Genomic DNA, 16,942 nt, shown 5'->3' on the forward strand with positions numbered 1-16,942 from the left:
ATTTGAGTGAGGGTGTTGCTGTCGCGGCAACACCTGCTCCAGCCTGCTGTCAGGCTTAACCGTCTTACTCAACAAAGTAAAAGTTACAAAGCTCTTTTAATTGAGATATGTGAGAAACTTTTAATTTTGGGAAGCCGCTTTCATCAAAGTGTGCAATGGCCACGTGAACATTCTCAGGTGCCTTGGATATTTCAATGTTCTGCAGCGACTTAATTGCTTCAACGGTGTCGATATTGTTACTCAAAACAAGGAAAATTGTTATTGTGGTAAATTTTGAGATGTGGCTAATTTTTATCCCTTGTCGGATAACCCTTGATATTACATCAACGTCCAAAGTGTCTATGTGTCTAACATCGTAAGCATGGTGTTCATTGCCGTTTTGGGCTATGAAGTCAATATAACCTTCGGATGATTCTTCCAGTATTGGATAAATATTAAGTATCCAGTTCGCTATTGCGGTGTACAGAGCGGAGTACGGATGCGCTGGGTTGAGTGTGCTAAATTTATTTTTGTTGGCGGACGAAATGTCTCTTACTTCATTTAATGTTTGTTCGGATATCTTGGCTTTGAGGAAAGTTTGTGAGAATTTGAGGAAGCCTTCTGGCTTGTACATTAGGAAAGTTTCCGCACCAGCCTCAGAAGCCTCCTCTGTCAACTCGGGACGGGGTCCGATTGTTTTGGAACCTTGTAAATCGATTTTTCTCCACCAATCTTCCTTTCCATCATCTGTTACAAAAATAATTTTTTCTATTTTTGCATTTTTGATGTGGTTAAGAATTTGACGCCATACGAGGTAGTCACCGTATTTGCGCTTGTAAATTATTCCTCGGTGGGCGAACTCGTCGATGCTGTGTTTGTCCTTTTTGGAGTCCTCATAACCAGGTGGTATTTTGCATTTGTATCTGATGTCTGCAATTTTGAATAGATCATCTATGTCTTTTTGAGTTGGAAAAGATGGACCAACTTTTCCGTCGAATAAATCTTCGATTTGTTGTTTTAAAGGATCGGTTGCGGTTAGTTGTTGTTGCGACTCTTGTAGTGTTTTTAGTTCTTTCAGGAATTTGTCTGCTAATTCTTTAAATCCTGATATCAAAGAGTCAGGGTTTATCAGTGCGTGACGTTTGTGTAGTTGAAGTTTGTCGATGTCGTTCGAGAGGCTTGATTTTGCTTTTTCTATAACGTCCTGTATTTCAAAGAAGCGCCTGCTTTGATCCGCTACAACATGGAGTCGATTTCTTTGGAACTCTAGTGCTACATGGTGCGGTATCCAGATTCTATCTGATAGTTCGCCCAATACAGTGATTAACTCTTCACGGGTATTCGTCTGATACCTGTATAAATTTAAAAGTACGTTTGTGTCGAATACAAACAGCGCGTTTTTCCAAACGTCGTCATAGTCTACCGTGCTGACATCGTTATATTGTGGAAAGAGTCCCTTCATGTGCCCTCCAGACGTTATCGTTGAAGCCCAAACCGACACTGGTTCGCTGCTTAGCATGATATGAGACAGACCTCATCATCTGAATCAAACCGTTTGGTCTGTCTCATAAATTTTTGACAGGGTATCCCTGACTTGAGCCACGGTATGGGGATGGCAAAATGCTTTCAAGGCTATTCGCGAAATTTTCGACGTTCTCAGTGAGACCAAACCGTCTCGGTGAGACCAAATCGTCACACAGTGAGATAATTCACTGCCTTTTCGCGTGTATGCAGGGTTTTCACCTGCCACGGCGTCGAGATACCCTGAGAAGTCAGAGCATCTCCGGAGCCCGTATGTCAGTCATCGATTGCGATTATCTGCCCGACCCATCCAAGACCACGTTCCCGCCCGAACTGGCGCTGCTGATCGTGCGCAAGGCTGCATCCATGGCCGAGGCGTTCGAACAGCAGGCTCTGGACCAGTTGACCAAGGACGCTATCTCAGCAATATCCGCTGGCGCCGATCCGCGCCAGGTGATCAGGCAGATGTGGCTGTAACTCCCGTATCTCAAGTCTCGAAGGGTGCGGTCTTAAGCAGCGATCGCCCGGCCGGCCAGCTTCTGTAAGGGTTAGTCAGCTAAACAGAGCGCTAACGCGATGCAAACGCCAGCAACCATAGCTGCAACGGCAGCCGACTGATTTAGTAAAGCTGAATACTTGATTAGCATCTCTGCTGCCTTAGCGCTGGCGCCAATAGAGTCCACTTGAGCACTTGCCGAAGCCATCCAGCAAGTCCCCGAGATAAGCGATGCTAGGGCGATCACAGCAGCCAGAATTTTCTTAGCAACCATATTAATCAACAAAATCATTTGAAAACCTCGTTTTAGATACCTCCTTGTCTCGGCAGCAGCGTGCTTTGCATTAGCTATCTGCAATTATTTTGCATGCCTCTATTGCGTCAGCACTAACAAGATGACAGTATCAAATTGTCAGCACTAACAGAGGCTTTAGACGTGATTGAGCAGGACAAAGCGAAGCGAACAGGCGCGGACAGGCAGAGAGAGTTTGCAGAGCGCCAGAAAGCGGCAGGCTTCAAGCGCACAACAGTATGGGTTCACGAAGAAACAGAGGAGGAAGGCAAGCAGGCAGCGCGGGATGGCAAGCCACTTAAGCCGATGGCGTCAAGAGACCCATTGAGCTGGGCGGCGGGCTGGATCAGTGAGAAGGGAAAGTAGTAACCAGCGGAATATTCGCCGGTCGATTGGCAAAGGATTTCGCCGATCTTGAAGAGGTGCCAAGCCGCTGCGCTAACAGCGGCCTGGCTATCACACGACGCCACTTGAAGGTTTACGTCATGCAATTTAAACAGAATACCATCCAAATTCTGGATGCGCGCGGCCAGATCATCGCCACCATGGCGCTTCCGGCCAATATCAAGCTCACCGAGCTGGCCCCGTTGAAGATCCTGGGCGACATCAGTTTCAAGGTTCTTCCAGGCTCCGCCCCATTCCGCGGTGTATGCGTAGGGGGTGCCGTATGAGCGCCCAGGCCCGCACCATCCAAGAAGTCGCCCATGATGCGCTTGAGGATCTCGAAAGCGCCCAGATCGCCCTGCGCAAGGTTGAGGCGGTTCTCTATGCCGCTCTAGCAGATAAGGGAACCAGTCAGCACGTCCGCAATCTGGTAGACGTTGCGTGGAACCTAGCCGCTGACGGAGCCAACACCGCCGACTGCAACCGCGAGCAAATCGCCGCCGCGCTGGTCGGGTGTGCTGCACTGGGCGCCGGGGGTGATCAATGAGCCGCTCCTACAAGACAATCGCCGAGACCGCCATTAGTGACCTGTACGAAGCGCAGGCAGCGCTCGACAACATGCATGCGATCTTCACGCTGATGCTCCAGCACTTCCCCGAAGACAGTACCGGCAACGCTTTCGCGCAACTCGGCACCCTCGAGTCGAATGACTGGTCCACGAAAATTTATCAGTGGTGCGAGTGCATGGAAAACGAGTTGGATGATGCGAACCAAGAGGCGGCCGTGGCGATTTCTGCCGAGCGTGCACACGCTACCCGGTGGTGGACGCACTTGAACGAGATGCGACGCCGCAAGGAGGTGCCAGAGTGGGTGGGTGCGGGCATCGGCACGCATGATGAACACGACCTGATGCTGGAGAGCCGGAGAGCTGTCAATCGGGCCATTTTCGGCTCGGATAACCTGGGCGGCGATCAGCAATACCGCGCGGTGGTGCTGGAGTAGGGCTGGCAAACTACCAAACCTTCGCAGCATCAAGGGCACTACCCCGAAACAGGGTGGTGCCCTTTTTTCATTTGCTGGCCGTTGGTGCCTTCTCGGCAAAGCAGATCAGGTCGAACTGTATGCCTCCAACCACTCGTCAACACTCTGATCCTGAGGAGGCTTAGGAATAGGTAAATCAGTTATGGAAGCTGTCTTGTATTCGTCCTTTCTTATTAACTTGTTTTCGTGGTTTGAAACGCACGTAGTTGAAATCGGCTGTAACCCGCGCACTGCATGGGCTGGAGCGTTTTCCTTGTCCGGGGCTCTTGTCCGGAAGTTGTCCGGCAGTTGTCCGGATATTGTCCGGAATTTGTCCGGCAAAATTGCCTTTCTGAATTGCTCGGCAGTCAGGCTGATAGGCGCCAAACTGCCGGCGTTAATACGGTCGTCAGTCAGCAATCCGGTCAGCATGACGCCACGCAGTTTCCCCATGTAATCGTGCATAGCTGAAAGGCGCCGAGGGAATGGCAAGCCCGTGCCCATCCAGAATTTGTAGAAGTGGCTGCGCTTACCTATACGGAATTGTCCCCTGGGCAGCAGCGTGCCAGCCTTAGCTGCGGCTGTGTTCCGCTGACGGGTCAGGTCTGCATTGAAAACGGCGTATACAGACTCCCCATTTACTAGCGAGACGAACCGCAACGTGATACCGGCGCTCCGGGTTTTGCCATAGTGGCCAGTTGAATAATCCGTGTACTCGAAAGCATCCAGGCCTAACGAAATAAGCGCTTCACGGCAAAGCCTGGCCCGGTTGGTGTTGATCCACTCAGGCGGCACGGGCTTGCCGCTCGCCGGTTGAATGACGAGCTGCCCACGCTCAATGCTCACCGTGTCTCCACGGCTAAGTAGTTTTGTGGCTAGGCATTCCACTGAATCGACCTCAGCGTAACTCGGCTGGATAAACAACGGGCTGAAGCCCGCCAGCAGCTCGCAGGCAGGCGCAAGGGACGCCGCAATTTCGCGGCGTCCCTTGCAGTCTCCGGATTACGACGCTTCGCGCATCAGGATGTACTTGGCCACGCGGTGTGGCGGTCGTCCTGGCTCAGTGGACTGATGCGTCCAGTAGGTGCGGATTTCTTGACCTTTTTTCCTAAGTCGACGAATGGTGTTTGGCGGCTGGACAATATCCAATTCTTTTGCGGCTTCGATGGTCGATACCGGCCCGTTTCGCAGGGCCTCCATCATCTTGCTGTCTTGCTCTGTTGAAGAATGACGTGTCATAGTTTGGCCTTCACGTTGGTGCTATCCAGTGTGTTTTCGTTAGGGCGGTGCTCGAACACCGCCTTAACGCTCTCTCTCATCACTCAGTTCTCTTGATTCAATCCCTTCCGGTCCTCTTTCCAGGGGCATCGCGCTAATCACCGGGCACCTTCCTTCGCTGCTCGTTCGATCCAGACTTTAAGTTCAGTCATCAGAATCAAACGACGCCTACCAAGCTTGAAGGTTTTGATCTCTCCCTTTGCTATCAACTCATACACACCCGATCGCGAGTATCCGACGATCCGAGCTGCGTCTTCGACGCTGACGGACAAGGCTGCTGGTTGTTCTGCTGCAAGCATTTTGGTTCTCCATCGGCCATTAGAATTAAGTGGCCGTGGAGCAATCCTATTCCTAGAGAATACTGTACGTCAACTGATGCTATATGATTTGTATGAACGTATGGACTCGCTCGGACGTACGGATTAGGATTGTCGCTCGATTTATGGCTCGGAGATTTTGAGATGGCCAAGAACAGACCTAACCAAGGATCGCGGAAGACAGAAACACTGACCCTCCGGTTAGACCCAAAGGTCAAATTCACGATCGATGTCATTTCTCGGGTAAAGCGGCAGTCAATTACTGGGGTCGTAGAGGCTGCAGTTGAAGCATTGGTTTTTGATCTTGACGTGCCATTCCATGATGGAGGAAATACGGAGCATTGGTCGGTAGCCAGTGCCGTAAGTGAGGTGTGGTCAACTGACGAAAGCGAGCGCTTTATCAATCTCTGCTATCACTTGCCTAATCTCCTCACATTTGAGGAGCAGCGCATTTGGGAGACGATCAAGGCGTCTCCGGTCTTCCTTGATAAGGGGGCCGCAAAGATTGGCACTCACTGGCAGATCGAAGGTGTGGGCTATCTTGATCGCGGAAATATTCGGAATTTATGGAATTACCTTCTTGAGCACGTAGAGGAAAATAAAGAAAGCCGGACCATTGTCCCCTTTGAGCCGCCGTTCTAAATCAGCTCCACAGCAGCGGCCTTTGTTCCGGGCGCCAGATGTGCGTAGCGCAAAGTCATCTTGATATCGGCGTGCCCCAGCAGATCCCGCACCGTGTTGAGCGGTACGCCGGCCATTACCAGGCGTGACGCAAAGTCGTGACGCATATCGTGCCAGCGGAATCCGTCGATCTGCGCCCGCTCAAGCAACTTGAGCCAGGCGCTTTTGACGTCCTCAAAGCGACCGCCACCCTGACCTGGGAAGACATACGGCGACTTGCTCACCTGCTTCTTCCAGGCTTCCAGCACACCAATAGTCTCCTTGTTCATGGGGATGTGGCGCGTATCGCTTGTCTTGGTGGTGGCCCCGGCGACTGTGATTGTCTTCGTGTCGAAGTTCACCGCTGACCATTTCAGGTCGAACAGCTCTCCGCGCCTCATGCCGGTATTCAACGATACCAATACCATTGGCTTCAGGTGATCGGTGAAGGGCAGTTGCAGAAGGCTTGGCATCGGCTCTCTGTGGCGGTCCGTCCGCCACGTGTTTGCACTCTCACGCTCGGCCCTCATTTCATCTTGTCGAGCGTCCAGGGCGTCGCGTAGACGCTTGGTCTCGTCAGCAGCCAGGTAGCGAATCACCCCCTTTGAATCGACTTTGAGCTGTTTCAGCTTGGTCAGCGGGTGTGTATCGATGTACTCCCACTCAACGGCACGACTGAAAACACCGCTGATCGAGCCCATTTTTCGATTCACCGTCGAGGCCTTGTTGCCGTCCTGCATCCAGGCGGTGCGGATCAGCTCCAGATCGCGGCCGGTGATCGCGTCGAGACGCTGGGACATGATTGGGTCGAAGTTATTACTGAGGGTGTGCTGCGTCTTCTCGTGGCCTTTGTGATGAGCCTTGAACCACGGCATATAGGTGTCATCAATGAAGTCGCGCAAGGAGGGTAGGGTGGCGCCCCTTCGGCCTTGAGTGACCGCCAGAGGCTCTCCATGTGCTCGGGCTTCTGCGAGGTACTGAGTGGCCTCAGTGCGCGCTTGATCAAGCGTGAGAATGCCGACACGGCCTAAAGTCTTCTTCCGGCCACGGGCCCAAGAGACGACGTAAGACTTTGCACCTGCGGCAGTAACACGCACGAATAGACCGCCGACGGTGGTATCGTGAACTTCGTATTCGTTGCCAGTGACCTGCAGTGATCCCAGCAGTTTGGCTGTTAGCTTCTCTTTCAATTTGTTCCCATGGGTGCATGGTGGGTGCAAAAAGAACTATACGGGGTCGTTTTTACGGACACAACCGGACGCTAAGGCCAATAAATGCTGGGCTACCTCAATGGTGGCTGTGCTTGATATGACCCTCCTAAGGGGAAGGTTGGCCGTTCGAACCGGCCCTGGGACACCAGATTCAGCACCTGTGAAAAAGCCCCGTCCAGAGCGCTCTGGCGGGGCTTTTTTGTGCGCGCTTGGTGAACACCGGTCGAACCTTGCAGCCGTTGAGGGTTCACAGCAGGTGCGCGGTGTATTTATCGCAAACTGTGTACCTTGCATATGGCCAGGCAGCGTCTGAGCCATATGCAAAATATTCCCCGGATACAGCCGATATCGCCTGTCCGGACCCGGCAACCCCGGACTATCATGCCGATAGCCCTGACTCTCACTGCAAGGAGCCGCTCGGAACGCCGATGCGCCAGATCTGGAAATCTTTTCGAGCCCTTTATTTCGCCTCCTTGATGATGTTGATCGGGTCCGGCCTGCTCAGCACCTACCTTGCCTTACGCTTGGCAGCCGACCACGTCGACAGTCTGTGGGTGGGTGCGCTGATGGCGGCTAACTACTTTGGCCTGGTGTTGGGCGGCAAGATCGGGCACCGCCTGATCGCCCGTGTCGGGCATATTCGTGCCTATGCCACGTGTGCCGGGATTGTCGGGGCTGCCGTTTTGGGCCATGGCCTGATCAACTGGCTGCCCGCCTGGATCGTACTGCGGATGATCGTGGGCCTGGGGATGATGTGCCAGTACATGGTCATCGAGAGCTGGCTCAATGAGCAGGCGGACGCCAAGCAGCGTGGCGTGGTATTCAGCGGTTATATGATTGCCTCCTACCTCGGGCTGGTGCTGGGTCAACTGATCCTGGTGATGCATCCGGAGCTCGGCCTCGAGCTGCTGATGTTGGTCGCGCTGTGCTTCGCCCTGTGCCTGGTGCCGGTCGCCATGACCCGGCGCATTCACCCGGCGCCTTTGCATCCTGCGCCGATGGAGCCGCGCTTCTTTATAAAGCGCGTGCCTCAGTCGCTTAGTACTGTGCTGGGCGCAGGGCTGATCGTAGGTTCGTTCTATGGTCTGGCACCGCTCTATGCTTCGCAGCAAGGCCTGACCACCGAGCAAGTGGGTCTGTTCATGGGTAGCTGCATTTTCGCCGGGCTGGTGGTGCAGTGGCCTTTGGGCTGGCTCTCAGACCGCTATGACCGCGCCCTGCTGATTCGGTGTTTTGCCTTATGCCTGGCGGTGGCAGCGTTGCCGTTGGCGCTGCTCACCAAGGTGCCTCTGGAAGTGCTGTTCGTGGCCGGGTTCTTGTGTTCCCTGGTGCAGTTCTGCCTGTATCCGTTGGCGGTGGCGTTTTCCAATGACCACGTCGAGGGTGATCGGCGGGTGTCGCTGACCGCGATGTTGCTGGTCACCTACGGCATCGGCGCCAGTGTCGGGCCGCTCCTGGCGGGCGTGGTCATGAAGCTGTTCGGCAGCCATATGCTGTATGCGTTTTTCAGCCTGTGTGCGTTGATTCTGGTGTGGCGTATCCGGCCGAAGGCGGTGACCAACCTGCACCAAGTGGACGATGCGCCGCTGCACCACGTGGCAATGCCTGACAGCATGTCCAGCTCGCCGCTGGTGGCATGCCTGGACCCTCGGGTGGACGAGGCGGTGGTGCAGGAGCAGATGCAGACTACCGTGCCGGATCCTGAGCCCGAAACTGATCCACAGCCACCAGTAGACGAGCCAGCTTTCGAAGGGCCGCCGGAACCTCTGGGGCCGGAGGAGCATCCTCACGACTTGAGCAGGGCGCGCCCCTGAATGCAAAAACGGGCAGATCCCATCAGGATCCGCCCGTTTTTTTTGCCGCAATGCTTAACGCTTAAAAATCATCGTCTTTGTCAAAGCGTCGCGCCTCGCGCTGCAACTGATACACAAACCGCTCAACCTGGCGCTGCACCAGCCCGCTCATGTTGTGAAAGCGCACGCCGGCGAAGGTGGTGTTGATCTTGTCTTCGAAGTGCAGGTAACGCAGCTCGACAGAGGTGGTCATGCTGCCAAAGGGCAGGGCGGCAATAAAGCGGTCATAGACCTGGCCCAGCTGCAGGCGCTCGGAAATGTCGCCTTCAAAGCGCAATTTGCAGCCGGTGGCGGAGATGTCCAGAAGCTTGCCGCTGATCGGCGCCTTGAGCTTCTCGCCGCCCAGTTCGATGCTGACCAGTTGCGCCAGCTTCAACGCCGCGCGAAAGGCATTGCGGCGTTGGTGGTAAACCACCTCGTCGGGCATGCTGCCGGTGTAGATGCGGTGGCCGTCTTTTTCACTGATGGTCAGTGTGCCGTTGCTTTCCCAGGCGACGCGTACGCCATCGTGGAAACCTTCGATACGAAAGGGTTCGCCATTCTCGAGGTAGCGTTCACCGTCACGCGGAATCATTTCGTCCAGGATCAGCGTCTTGCTGTCCCGGTCAACGTCCACCAGGTAGCTTTGAAAGCGCTGGCTGCGTTCATGGAAAGTGATGATCAGTGGATCATGGCTTTCTTGCAGCATCCGTAATGTGCTGGCGATTTCCAGAGGCGTGGTGAGCACCTTGGGTGGCTGCGGAGCATCTTCCGCATTAAGGGCGTTGAACACGGTTCTTCCATCTCCAGACAAAATACGACTACACGCAAGAACCGGCATTTTGCCAGCATGTAGCGCGCCTTGGATAGGGCGCGCTGTAAACCACTGTCAGGCTTGGCTGCGGGTGCTTGGCTTGACCAGACGCGAGGTGGAACCCTGGGCGTTATACAGCGCCGGGGGTTCTCCGCCGTGAAGGATGCGCAACTGGTTGGCCGTCGTCGCTTGCTGCAGCTGGATCGACTGACCGTTGAGCAGGTTGGCCTCCTGGCACTGGGCAAGTAATTGATTAAGTGCGGTGCTCTGCGCCAGCAACTGATCGCCAACCGAAGAGTGGCTGGCCAATTGTGCGAGGCCGTCGTGATCAGCCGGGAGGCCCAGGCTGAGAAGAATTTCGCTGCGCTTTTTGCCGTGCTGCTCAAGCAGCACAATCAGCGACTGCTTGCGCGCCAGAATTTCTTCCAGCAAGCGCATGTCCCGGCCGTACAGGGCCAGGGACTCTTCCTTTAGCAGCTCGAGCAAATGTTGCGTCGGCGCCAGATCATCAATGATCAGTTGAAGCAAATGTTCGTCGTGGTGCATGGCTGGCCTTGGGTTTTAAGCGTCCAAAAGCCCTGCGCAGGCCTTTGCCTAGCGCTCGGCTTCGAAGTTAAGCAGCTTGCTGGCTACACGGCTGCTGTCGACTTTATAGCTGCCATCGGCAACGGCCTGTTTCAACTCGGCCACACGGGCTTTATTGACAACCGGCTGGTCGCGCAGCGAGTCAGTGACCTTTTGCAACTGTTGAGCCTCATTGCTCAGGTGAACCGATTCCCCGCTTTGGCTGGCGCTGGCCTGTTCGGTCTTGGCGGGCGCTGGCTGGGCCTTGGCTTCTACGCTGTCCTTGGCACCGCTGGTGCGCGTATTGCCGGGCAATGCCGGGGTGTTATTCAAACGACTGAAATCGATGACCATGATAAAAAAACCTCTGGGTATTTGGACGCTTGCCATGTTTTCGGCCATACCCGGACAAACTTTAGGCTCGATTGACAATAAACCTGTACAGGTCGACATCCAGAGCACAGTGTAGGAAAAGCTGGCGTTTGATACCAGTGATCTATAAAGCGACCTCGACTTGGCCTGGCGCCATCACCTGTGCCTTGATCACGCGATTGGAATTGAGGTTCTTGACCCGGATCTGTTCGCTCATGCCGCCATTGGACAGCGCCTCGCCGGGCATCTTTACCGTCAGCCCGCCGCTGCTGGCGGAAATCACCACTTGGTCGCCCTTGCGAATCACTTCAGCCTGTTCCAGATGCACCAGCGTAATCACCTGGTCGGCGACCATTGGTCGGGTAAGTTTTTGCCCGACGGCCTGGTCCACAGAGGTGAGATAACCCTGGCTGATCGAGCTGATATCCCGCTCACGCAAGGCAACGTCTTCAAACCCGATGATGCCCGTCCGTTTGAGCGGGCGTGTGACAACCACTACATCACGAAACAGTTTGACCTGCGCCGGGACGAACACAGTCCAGGGCGAGGCGCCGTCGCAGCGTACTTTGACCGTCACGCGGCCGATGGGCTGGGCGGGGCTTTCCAGGGTGGCTGTCAATTCCTTGTCGCACATGGGCATGCGCAGGCGCGGGTCCAACTGGTTCACCTGAATTTCATAACGTCCCGGCGTCTGCGTGGTCGCCAGATAATCTTCTACAGTGAATTCAAGAAAGCCTTGAGTGACGCCGATAAGGAGATCAGGCAGGGTGACATTATCTGCACGGGCCATGGTGCCCGTGCCCAAGGCAAGCAACGCCAGCCAGACGCAGACAACTCTGCGGTAGCGTGGGATGCGTCGGGAAACTGTCGTTTTAAGGTTCATAAATCAATAAATAGCAAAGCTCGTGCCGTTTAGTGTTGGGTACGCGTCGTACCCCTAAGGTTTTTGCGTAGGAGTCTGGGCATGGCAGGAGTAATGGATTCAGTAAACCAGCGCACACAGCTGGTAGGGCAGAATCGCCTGGAGTTGTTGCTTTTTCGCCTGGACGGCAAGCAGCTGTACGGCATCAACGTGTTTAAAGTGCGGGAAGTGCTGCAGTGTCCCAAACTGACGATCATGCCCAAGTCCAGTCCGGTGGTGTGTGGCGTGGCCAACATTCGTGGTGCGACCATTCCCATTCTTGACCTGGCCTTGGCCACCGGCTCTGCGGGGCTGCAGGACCGTCAGAATCCGTTCGTGATCATTACCGAATACAACACCAAGACCCAGGGTTTTCTGGTGCGCTCGGTGGAACGCATCGTCAACATGAACTGGGAGGAAATCCACCCGCCGCCCAAGGGCACGGGGCGCGATCACTACCTGACGGCGGTGACACGGGTCGATAACCAGTTGGTGGAAATCATCGACGTGGAGAAGATCCTCGCGGAAGTGGCACCGACCTCCGAGTCGATTTCGGTAGGCGTCGTCGACGCCGAAACGGCGCACAAGGCAATCTCGCTGCGCGTGCTGACCGTGGACGACTCCTCGGTCGCGCGCAAGCAAGTGAGCCGTTGCCTGCAGACCGTCGGCGTGGAAGTGGTGGCCCTCAACGACGGTCGCCAGGCCCTGGATTACCTGCGCAAGCTGGTGGACGAAGGCAAGAAGCCGGAAGAAGAATTTTTGATGATGATCTCCGACATCGAGATGCCGGAAATGGATGGCTACACGCTCACGGCCGAAATACGCAACGATCCACGCATGCAAAAATTGCATATCATCCTGCATACTTCGTTGTCGGGCGTATTCAATCAGGCGATGGTCAAGAAGGTCGGTGCCGATGACTTTCTGGCCAAATTCCGCCCTGATGACCTGGCATCCCGGGTAGTCGACCGGATCAAGGCAGCAGATCACGGCTAAGGGGAGTTCCCCTGGCAGTCACACGATTTAAGAGGCGGTATCATTGTCTACGGGTAATTTGGATTTCGAACAGTTCCGGGTCTTCCTGGAAAAAGCCTGTGGCATATTGCTCGGTGAAAACAAGCAGTACCTGGTATCCAGCCGCCTCAACAAACTGATGGAGCAGCAGGGCATCAAGTCGCTGGGCGAGTTGGTCCAGCGCATTCAGGGCCAGCCGCGCAGCGGGCTCAAGGAAATGGTGGTGGATGCCATGACCACCAACGAAACCCTGTGGTTTCGGGATACCTACCCCTTCGAAGTGCTCAAGAACAAAGTGCTGCCGGAGGCCATCAAGGCCAGCCCGGGCCAGCGCTTGCGTATCTGGTCGGCCGCTTGCTCCTCGGGGCAGGAACCGTACTCGATCTCGATGTCCATCGACGAATTCGAGCGCACGAACATGGGCCAGTTGAAGGCCGGGGCGCAGATTGTCGCCACTGACTTGTCCGGCACCATGCTCACCAATTGCAAGACTGGCGAGTACGACAGCCTGGCCTTGGGCCGTGGTTTGTCTCAAGAGCGCCTGCAGCGTTACTTCGACCCCAAAGGGGCGGGGCGCTGGGCAGTCAAGGCACCGATCAAGAGCCGGGTGGAGTTTCGTTCGTTCAACCTGCTCGACAGCTACGCCAGCCTGGGCAAGTTCGACATGGTGTTCTGCCGCAACGTGCTGATCTATTTCTCGGCCGAAGTGAAGAAAGACATCCTGTTGCGCATCCACGGCACGCTCAAGCGTGGTGGGTACCTGTTCCTCGGTGCGTCCGAGGCGCTGAACGGGTTGCCGGATCATTACCAGATGGTGCAGTGCAGTCCCGGTATCATTTACCAGGCCAAGTGATCGGCACATGAGCATTAAAAAACGGGAGGCCCCCAAAGGCCTCCCGTTTTTTATGCGCGCGATTCGGCAGGGTTCAAGCCCAGGCGACGCAATATTCAGTGTTCAGGCCATTGCATTGAAGGGCTGCCTGCTGAACCTGTCGTCCAAGCAGCCGTGTCACTGCCTGCAGTTTGCATAAAAGCGGCAACCGGTATTGCCGCTTTACTGGCGCCACGCGGAAGGTCGTTGCCGCTTTTCTGGCATTGCCACCGGCAAACTCTCCGCAAACCCTTGAATTACGGGCCTCGATGGAATTGGCATGCGCCTTGCTATAACCCTGTTACGAAAAGCAGGTCAGCCTAAAGGTTTCCGCCATGAGCATCAGCTTCGATAAAGCGCTCGGTATCCACGAACAAGCCCTGGGCTTCCGCGCGCAGCGTGCCGAAGTCCTGGCCAACAACATTGCCAACGCCGACACCCCGAACTACAAGGCTCGGGACCTGGACTTCTCTGCCGTGCTCGCCGCACAGCAGGACAAGACCAAGAACGGCACCTTCGCCTTGAACATGACCAACAGCCGTCATATTGAAGCGCAAGGCTTGAGCAATGGTGACGAGTCGTTGCTGTATCGCACGCCGATGCAGCCATCGATCGACCAGAACACCGTCGACGCTCAGCTGGAGCAATCGGCCTACGCCGAAAACTCGGTGAACTTCCAGGCCAGCTTCACCCTGCTCAACAGCAAATTCAAAGGGCTGATGTCAGCCCTGCGTGGAGAGTAAGCCATGTCCTTAGCCAGTGTTTTCAATATTGCCGGCAGTGGCATGAGCGCGCAGACCACGCGCCTGAACACCGTCGCCAGTAACATCGCCAACGCCGAGACCGTGTCTTCGAGCATTGACCAGACCTACCGTGCCCGTCACCCGGTGTTCGCCACCATGTTTCAGGACGGCCAAAGTGGCCAGAGCGGTAGCGGCGACTCGCTGTTCCAGAACCAGGACGCCGCAGGCCAGGGCGTGCAGGTGCTTGGCGTGGTCGAAGACCAGAGCAATCTGGAAGCCCGCTACGAACCCAACCATCCCGCCGCGAACGAAAAGGGTTACGTGTACTACCCCAACGTCAACGTGGTCGAGGAAATGGCCGACATGATTTCCGCCAGCCGCTCGTTCCAAACCAACGCGGAAATGATGAACACCGCCAAAACCATGATGCAGAAGGTCCTGACCCTGGGTCAGTGATAAGGGGCGCCAAATAATGGCAATTGTTGATAGCACTTCTACGACAACCAACACGCCGGTTCAGGACCTTTTCAACTCCAAGGTCAAGACCTCGACGGACAACAGCGGCCTCGCTTCGGTGGCCACGGCGGCCACCGGTAACCAGGCGCTGGGTAAAGATGCATTCCTGCAGCTGCTGGTAACCCAGCTGAAAAACCAGGACCCGCTGTCGCCACAGGACAACGGCGCCTTTGTGGCCCAGCTGGCTCAGTTCAGCAGCCTGGAAGGCATCAACACCCTGAACGACTCGGTGAATGCGATCTCCAGCAACTTCAGCTCCTCGCAAGCGCTGCAGGCGTCGTCGATGGTCGGGCGTTCGATCATCACCCAGACCGACAAGGCCATGGTTGATACCAGCAAGAGCATGACCGGCTCGGTGGCGGTGACCGCGGCGACGGGCAACGTCTCCGTGAAGATCACCGACAAGGACGGCAACGTGGTCCGCACCCTCGACATGGGCGCCCAAAGCGCCGGTGATTCCAGCTTTATCTGGGATGGCAAGGACGATAACGGCGAGGTCGCACCCGCCGGGACTTATACCTTCGCGGCCAGCACCAAAAATGATACGGGCGACTCGGTTGCCTTGTTGACCTCGCTGCCGGCAACAGTGACCAGCGTGACGTTGAGCCAGACCGGCGGCGAAATGCTGCTCAACCTTGCCGGCGGCATGGGCAGCGTCAAGCTGTCGCAAATTCAGACTATCGGTACATAGAGCCGGCTAAATACGGCAGAAGGAGAGAAACATGTCTTTTAACATCGGCCTTAGCGGCCTCTATGCGGCCAACAAACAACTGGACGTGACCGGCAACAACATCGCCAACGTCGCGACCACGGGCTTCAAGTCGTCCCGTGCCGAGTTCTCGGACATCTACGCCGCGTCCAAGCTGGGCACCGGCCAGAACAGTGTTGGCAGTGGTGTGAACCTGGCAGCCGTTTCCCAGCAGTTCACCCAGGGTGACGTCAACAACACCGGTGGTTTGCTGGACATGGCGATCCAGGGCGGCGGCTTCTTCGTTCAGAAGGGCAGTGACGGCTCGCTGGAATACACCCGCAGCGGTGCCTTCCGTTCGGATAAGGATGGCTACATCACCAACAACACCGGCACCTCGCGCCTGCAAGGTTACGCGGCGGACGCCGACGGCAACATCATCAAGGGCGCGCTGACCGACCTGCAACTGAACCTGTCGAACCTGCCGCCCAAGGCGTCCACCAAAGTCGATTCCACCAGTAACCTGAACTCGTCTTCGCCGGTGATCGATCAGACGACCAAGCCGTTTGATCCAACGGACTCCACCACCTTCAGCACCCAATACAACACCACCTTGTATGACACCCAGGGCAACGCCCACCCAATGGTGCAATACCTGGTGAAAACAGATTCCAACACCTGGAAATCCTACACCCTGATCGATGGCCGTAACCCTGACGGTTCGGCGCCTACCGGCACAGGCTCGACGCCGCCGGTCGCCTCGACGTTGAGCTTCGACGGTTCCGGCAAGCTCACCGGGATTGTCACGGGCACCACTTCCAGCACCACCTTGCAGCTGACCGGCTGGGTGCCAGGCACAGTGACCGACGGCGTGTGGACCCAAAACGGTGCGAACGCCAACCCTGGTGGGATTGCTATCAACATGAGCAACATCACCCAGTACAACTCGGCCACCTACCGTAACCCACCGGTCACCGATGGCTACGCCACCGGCCAGATCACCGGCCTGAACATTGACGGTAACGGCGTATTGTTCGCCACCTTCAGCAACCAGCAGAGCAAGTCCATCGGCCAGCTTTCCCTGGCCAGCTTCAACAACGAACAAGGCCTGCAGCCGGCGGGCGGCACCACTTGGAAAGAAACCTATGCATCGGGCCAGCCGGGTTATGACACCCCGCAAGCCGGTACCCTGGGTTCGATCGTGTCCAAATCTTTGGAGAACTCCAACGTCAACCTGACCAACGAGCTGGTGGACCTGATCAAGGCCCAGAGCAACTATCAGGCGAACGCCAAGACCATCTCCACTCAGAGCACCATCATGCAGACCATCATTCAGATGACCTGATGCTGTTGGCCTGACGCGCACGCGCACCAAAAGCCCCTCGATCGAGGGGCTTTTTTTTGCCTGCCATTTGGCATCGGGGAATATTCCCACCTCTCGCCTGATTACAGCCGACAGGCCCGTGTTG

Annotated in this window: 22 protein-coding genes; 12 read left to right on the forward strand and 10 right to left on the reverse strand. The window is 55.8% G+C overall.

Features of this window, described 5'->3' with window-relative positions; translation table 11 throughout:
* Positions 1–64 precede the first annotated feature (64 nt).
* Positions 65–1,498, reverse strand: a complete 1,434-nt coding sequence (locus ACM530_RS17355) for a PIN-like domain-containing protein (protein ID WP_416362752.1) — start codon at positions 1,496–1,498, stop codon at positions 65–67.
* A 275-nt stretch (positions 1,499–1,773) separates the two neighbouring features.
* Here ACM530_RS17355 and ACM530_RS17360 point away from each other — a divergent pair, with 275 nt between their 5' ends.
* Positions 1,774–1,977, forward strand: a complete 204-nt coding sequence (locus ACM530_RS17360; RefSeq protein ID WP_416362753.1) for a hypothetical protein — start codon at positions 1,774–1,776, stop codon at positions 1,975–1,977.
* 71 nt (positions 1,978–2,048) lie between these two features.
* On the opposite strand, the gene ACM530_RS17365 is transcribed toward ACM530_RS17360, so the two are convergent.
* Positions 2,049–2,288, reverse strand: a complete 240-nt coding sequence (locus ACM530_RS17365; protein WP_416362754.1) for a hypothetical protein — start codon at positions 2,286–2,288, stop codon at positions 2,049–2,051.
* Between the two features lie 485 nt (positions 2,289–2,773).
* Here ACM530_RS17365 and ACM530_RS17370 point away from each other — a divergent pair, with 485 nt between their 5' ends.
* Genes ACM530_RS17370 through ACM530_RS17380 form a run of 3 tightly spaced genes read left to right on the forward strand, consistent with a single transcriptional unit; the run spans position 2,774 to position 3,674 of the window.
* Positions 2,774–2,959 carry a hypothetical protein gene (locus ACM530_RS17370; protein ID WP_416362755.1) on the forward strand — a complete coding sequence of 62 codons (186 nt, stop codon included), beginning with the start codon at positions 2,774–2,776 and terminating at the stop codon, positions 2,957–2,959.
* On the forward strand, positions 2,956–3,219 hold the full coding sequence (locus tag ACM530_RS17375; protein ID WP_416362756.1) for a hypothetical protein: 264 nt from the start codon (positions 2,956–2,958) through the stop codon (positions 3,217–3,219). Before ACM530_RS17370 ends, ACM530_RS17375 begins: the two co-directional genes overlap by 4 nt.
* Positions 3,216–3,674 (forward strand): hypothetical protein, encoded by a 459-nt coding sequence (locus ACM530_RS17380; RefSeq protein ID WP_416362757.1) that lies wholly within the window; start codon positions 3,216–3,218, stop codon positions 3,672–3,674. The genes ACM530_RS17375 and ACM530_RS17380 overlap by 4 nt, the downstream gene beginning before the upstream one ends.
* Before the next feature lie 105 nt (positions 3,675–3,779).
* Here the strand turns inward: ACM530_RS17380 and ACM530_RS17385 are convergent, their stop codons facing one another.
* The 3 genes from ACM530_RS17385 to ACM530_RS17395 form a co-directional block, all read right to left on the reverse strand.
* On the reverse strand, positions 3,780–4,538 hold the full coding sequence (locus ACM530_RS17385) for a hypothetical protein (RefSeq protein WP_416362758.1): 759 nt from the start codon (positions 4,536–4,538) through the stop codon (positions 3,780–3,782).
* Between the two features lie 156 nt (positions 4,539–4,694).
* Positions 4,695–4,931, reverse strand: coding sequence for a helix-turn-helix domain-containing protein (locus tag ACM530_RS17390; protein WP_416362759.1), 237 nt, complete (start codon positions 4,929–4,931; stop codon positions 4,695–4,697).
* Between the two features lie 137 nt (positions 4,932–5,068).
* Complete coding sequence (locus ACM530_RS17395) at positions 5,069–5,269, reverse strand: helix-turn-helix domain-containing protein (protein WP_161776283.1); 201 nt, start codon at positions 5,267–5,269, stop codon at positions 5,069–5,071.
* A 129-nt stretch (positions 5,270–5,398) separates the two neighbouring features.
* Here ACM530_RS17395 and ACM530_RS17400 point away from each other — a divergent pair, with 129 nt between their 5' ends.
* A complete protein-coding gene (locus ACM530_RS17400; RefSeq protein WP_308907905.1) occupies positions 5,399–5,929 on the forward strand; it encodes a hypothetical protein in 531 nt (176 codons plus the stop codon).
* On the opposite strand, the gene ACM530_RS17405 is transcribed toward ACM530_RS17400, so the two are convergent.
* Positions 5,926–7,137 (reverse strand): tyrosine-type recombinase/integrase, encoded by a 1,212-nt coding sequence (locus ACM530_RS17405; protein ID WP_416362760.1) that lies wholly within the window; start codon positions 7,135–7,137, stop codon positions 5,926–5,928. The genes ACM530_RS17400 and ACM530_RS17405 overlap by 4 nt on opposite strands.
* A 449-nt stretch (positions 7,138–7,586) precedes the next feature.
* Between ACM530_RS17405 and ACM530_RS17410 the strand changes: the two genes are divergently transcribed.
* Complete coding sequence (locus ACM530_RS17410; protein WP_416362761.1) at positions 7,587–8,972, forward strand: MFS transporter; 1,386 nt, start codon at positions 7,587–7,589, stop codon at positions 8,970–8,972.
* 61 nt (positions 8,973–9,033) lie between these two features.
* On the opposite strand, the gene ACM530_RS17415 is transcribed toward ACM530_RS17410, so the two are convergent.
* The 4 genes from ACM530_RS17415 to flgA form a co-directional block, all read right to left on the reverse strand.
* Positions 9,034–9,783 (reverse strand): flagellar brake protein, encoded by a 750-nt coding sequence (locus ACM530_RS17415; RefSeq protein ID WP_416362762.1) that lies wholly within the window; start codon positions 9,781–9,783, stop codon positions 9,034–9,036.
* Positions 9,784–9,879: 96 nt separating this feature from the next.
* The gene (locus ACM530_RS17420) at positions 9,880–10,350 is read right to left on the reverse strand and encodes a flagella synthesis protein FlgN (protein WP_145159358.1); all 471 of its coding nucleotides are present in this window, start codon (positions 10,348–10,350) and stop codon (positions 9,880–9,882) included.
* Positions 10,351–10,398: 48 nt separating this feature from the next.
* Positions 10,399–10,722: a flagellar biosynthesis anti-sigma factor FlgM gene (gene flgM, locus ACM530_RS17425; RefSeq protein ID WP_145159357.1), complete on the reverse strand. Its 324-nt coding sequence runs from the start codon at positions 10,720–10,722 to the stop codon at positions 10,399–10,401.
* 142 nt (positions 10,723–10,864) lie between these two features.
* Positions 10,865–11,623 (reverse strand): flagellar basal body P-ring formation chaperone FlgA, encoded by a 759-nt coding sequence (gene flgA / locus ACM530_RS17430; protein ID WP_145159356.1) that lies wholly within the window; start codon positions 11,621–11,623, stop codon positions 10,865–10,867.
* Between the two features lie 81 nt (positions 11,624–11,704).
* Here flgA and ACM530_RS17435 point away from each other — a divergent pair, with 81 nt between their 5' ends.
* From ACM530_RS17435 to flgE, 6 genes are all read left to right on the forward strand, one after another.
* The gene (locus ACM530_RS17435) at positions 11,705–12,637 is read left to right on the forward strand and encodes a chemotaxis protein CheV (protein WP_106576132.1); all 933 of its coding nucleotides are present in this window, start codon (positions 11,705–11,707) and stop codon (positions 12,635–12,637) included.
* Positions 12,638–12,680: 43 nt separating this feature from the next.
* Positions 12,681–13,508, forward strand: a complete 828-nt coding sequence (cheR, locus tag ACM530_RS17440; RefSeq protein ID WP_119741973.1) for a protein-glutamate O-methyltransferase CheR — start codon at positions 12,681–12,683, stop codon at positions 13,506–13,508.
* A 353-nt stretch (positions 13,509–13,861) separates the two neighbouring features.
* Positions 13,862–14,269, forward strand: coding sequence for a flagellar basal body rod protein FlgB (gene flgB, locus ACM530_RS17445; protein WP_010208346.1), 408 nt, complete (start codon positions 13,862–13,864; stop codon positions 14,267–14,269).
* Positions 14,270–14,272: 3 nt separating this feature from the next.
* Positions 14,273–14,725 (forward strand): flagellar basal body rod protein FlgC, encoded by a 453-nt coding sequence (gene flgC, locus ACM530_RS17450; RefSeq protein ID WP_106576134.1) that lies wholly within the window; start codon positions 14,273–14,275, stop codon positions 14,723–14,725.
* 16 nt (positions 14,726–14,741) lie between these two features.
* Entirely contained in the window at positions 14,742–15,476 is a 735-nt protein-coding gene (flgD, locus tag ACM530_RS17455) for a flagellar hook assembly protein FlgD (RefSeq protein WP_242196168.1), read from the forward strand.
* Positions 15,477–15,507: 31 nt separating this feature from the next.
* Entirely contained in the window at positions 15,508–16,818 is a 1,311-nt protein-coding gene (flgE, locus tag ACM530_RS17460) for a flagellar hook protein FlgE (protein ID WP_145159354.1), read from the forward strand.
* The last annotated feature ends 124 nt before the right edge of the window (positions 16,819–16,942 follow it).

It is taken from the genome of Pseudomonas sp. NFX183, assembly GCF_047943075.1.
In the GTDB taxonomy this organism is placed as follows: domain Bacteria; phylum Pseudomonadota; class Gammaproteobacteria; order Pseudomonadales; family Pseudomonadaceae; genus Aquipseudomonas.

Coding starts and splice junctions, on each gene's coding strand:
- ACM530_RS17355 (WP_416362752.1), bottom strand. CDS start 1,498: ATGCTAAGCAGCGAACCAGTGTCGGTTTGGGCTTCAACGATAACGTCT.
- ACM530_RS17360 (WP_416362753.1), top strand. CDS start 1,774: ATGTCAGTCATCGATTGCGATTATCTGCCCGACCCATCCAAGACCACG.
- ACM530_RS17365 (WP_416362754.1), bottom strand. CDS start 2,288: ATGATTTTGTTGATTAATATGGTTGCTAAGAAAATTCTGGCTGCTGTG.
- ACM530_RS17370 (WP_416362755.1), top strand. CDS start 2,774: ATGCAATTTAAACAGAATACCATCCAAATTCTGGATGCGCGCGGCCAG.
- ACM530_RS17375 (WP_416362756.1), top strand. CDS start 2,956: ATGAGCGCCCAGGCCCGCACCATCCAAGAAGTCGCCCATGATGCGCTT.
- ACM530_RS17380 (WP_416362757.1), top strand. CDS start 3,216: ATGAGCCGCTCCTACAAGACAATCGCCGAGACCGCCATTAGTGACCTG.
- ACM530_RS17390 (WP_416362759.1), bottom strand. CDS start 4,931: ATGACACGTCATTCTTCAACAGAGCAAGACAGCAAGATGATGGAGGCC.
- ACM530_RS17395 (WP_161776283.1), bottom strand. CDS start 5,269: ATGCTTGCAGCAGAACAACCAGCAGCCTTGTCCGTCAGCGTCGAAGAC.
- ACM530_RS17410 (WP_416362761.1), top strand. CDS start 7,587: ATGCGCCAGATCTGGAAATCTTTTCGAGCCCTTTATTTCGCCTCCTTG.
- ACM530_RS17420 (WP_145159358.1), bottom strand. CDS start 10,350: ATGCACCACGACGAACATTTGCTTCAACTGATCATTGATGATCTGGCG.
- flgM (WP_145159357.1), bottom strand. CDS start 10,722: ATGGTCATCGATTTCAGTCGTTTGAATAACACCCCGGCATTGCCCGGC.
- flgA (WP_145159356.1), bottom strand. CDS start 11,623: ATGAACCTTAAAACGACAGTTTCCCGACGCATCCCACGCTACCGCAGA.
- ACM530_RS17435 (WP_106576132.1), top strand. CDS start 11,705: ATGGCAGGAGTAATGGATTCAGTAAACCAGCGCACACAGCTGGTAGGG.
- flgB (WP_010208346.1), top strand. CDS start 13,862: ATGAGCATCAGCTTCGATAAAGCGCTCGGTATCCACGAACAAGCCCTG.
- flgC (WP_106576134.1), top strand. CDS start 14,273: ATGTCCTTAGCCAGTGTTTTCAATATTGCCGGCAGTGGCATGAGCGCG.
- flgD (WP_242196168.1), top strand. CDS start 14,742: ATGGCAATTGTTGATAGCACTTCTACGACAACCAACACGCCGGTTCAG.
- flgE (WP_145159354.1), top strand. CDS start 15,508: ATGTCTTTTAACATCGGCCTTAGCGGCCTCTATGCGGCCAACAAACAA.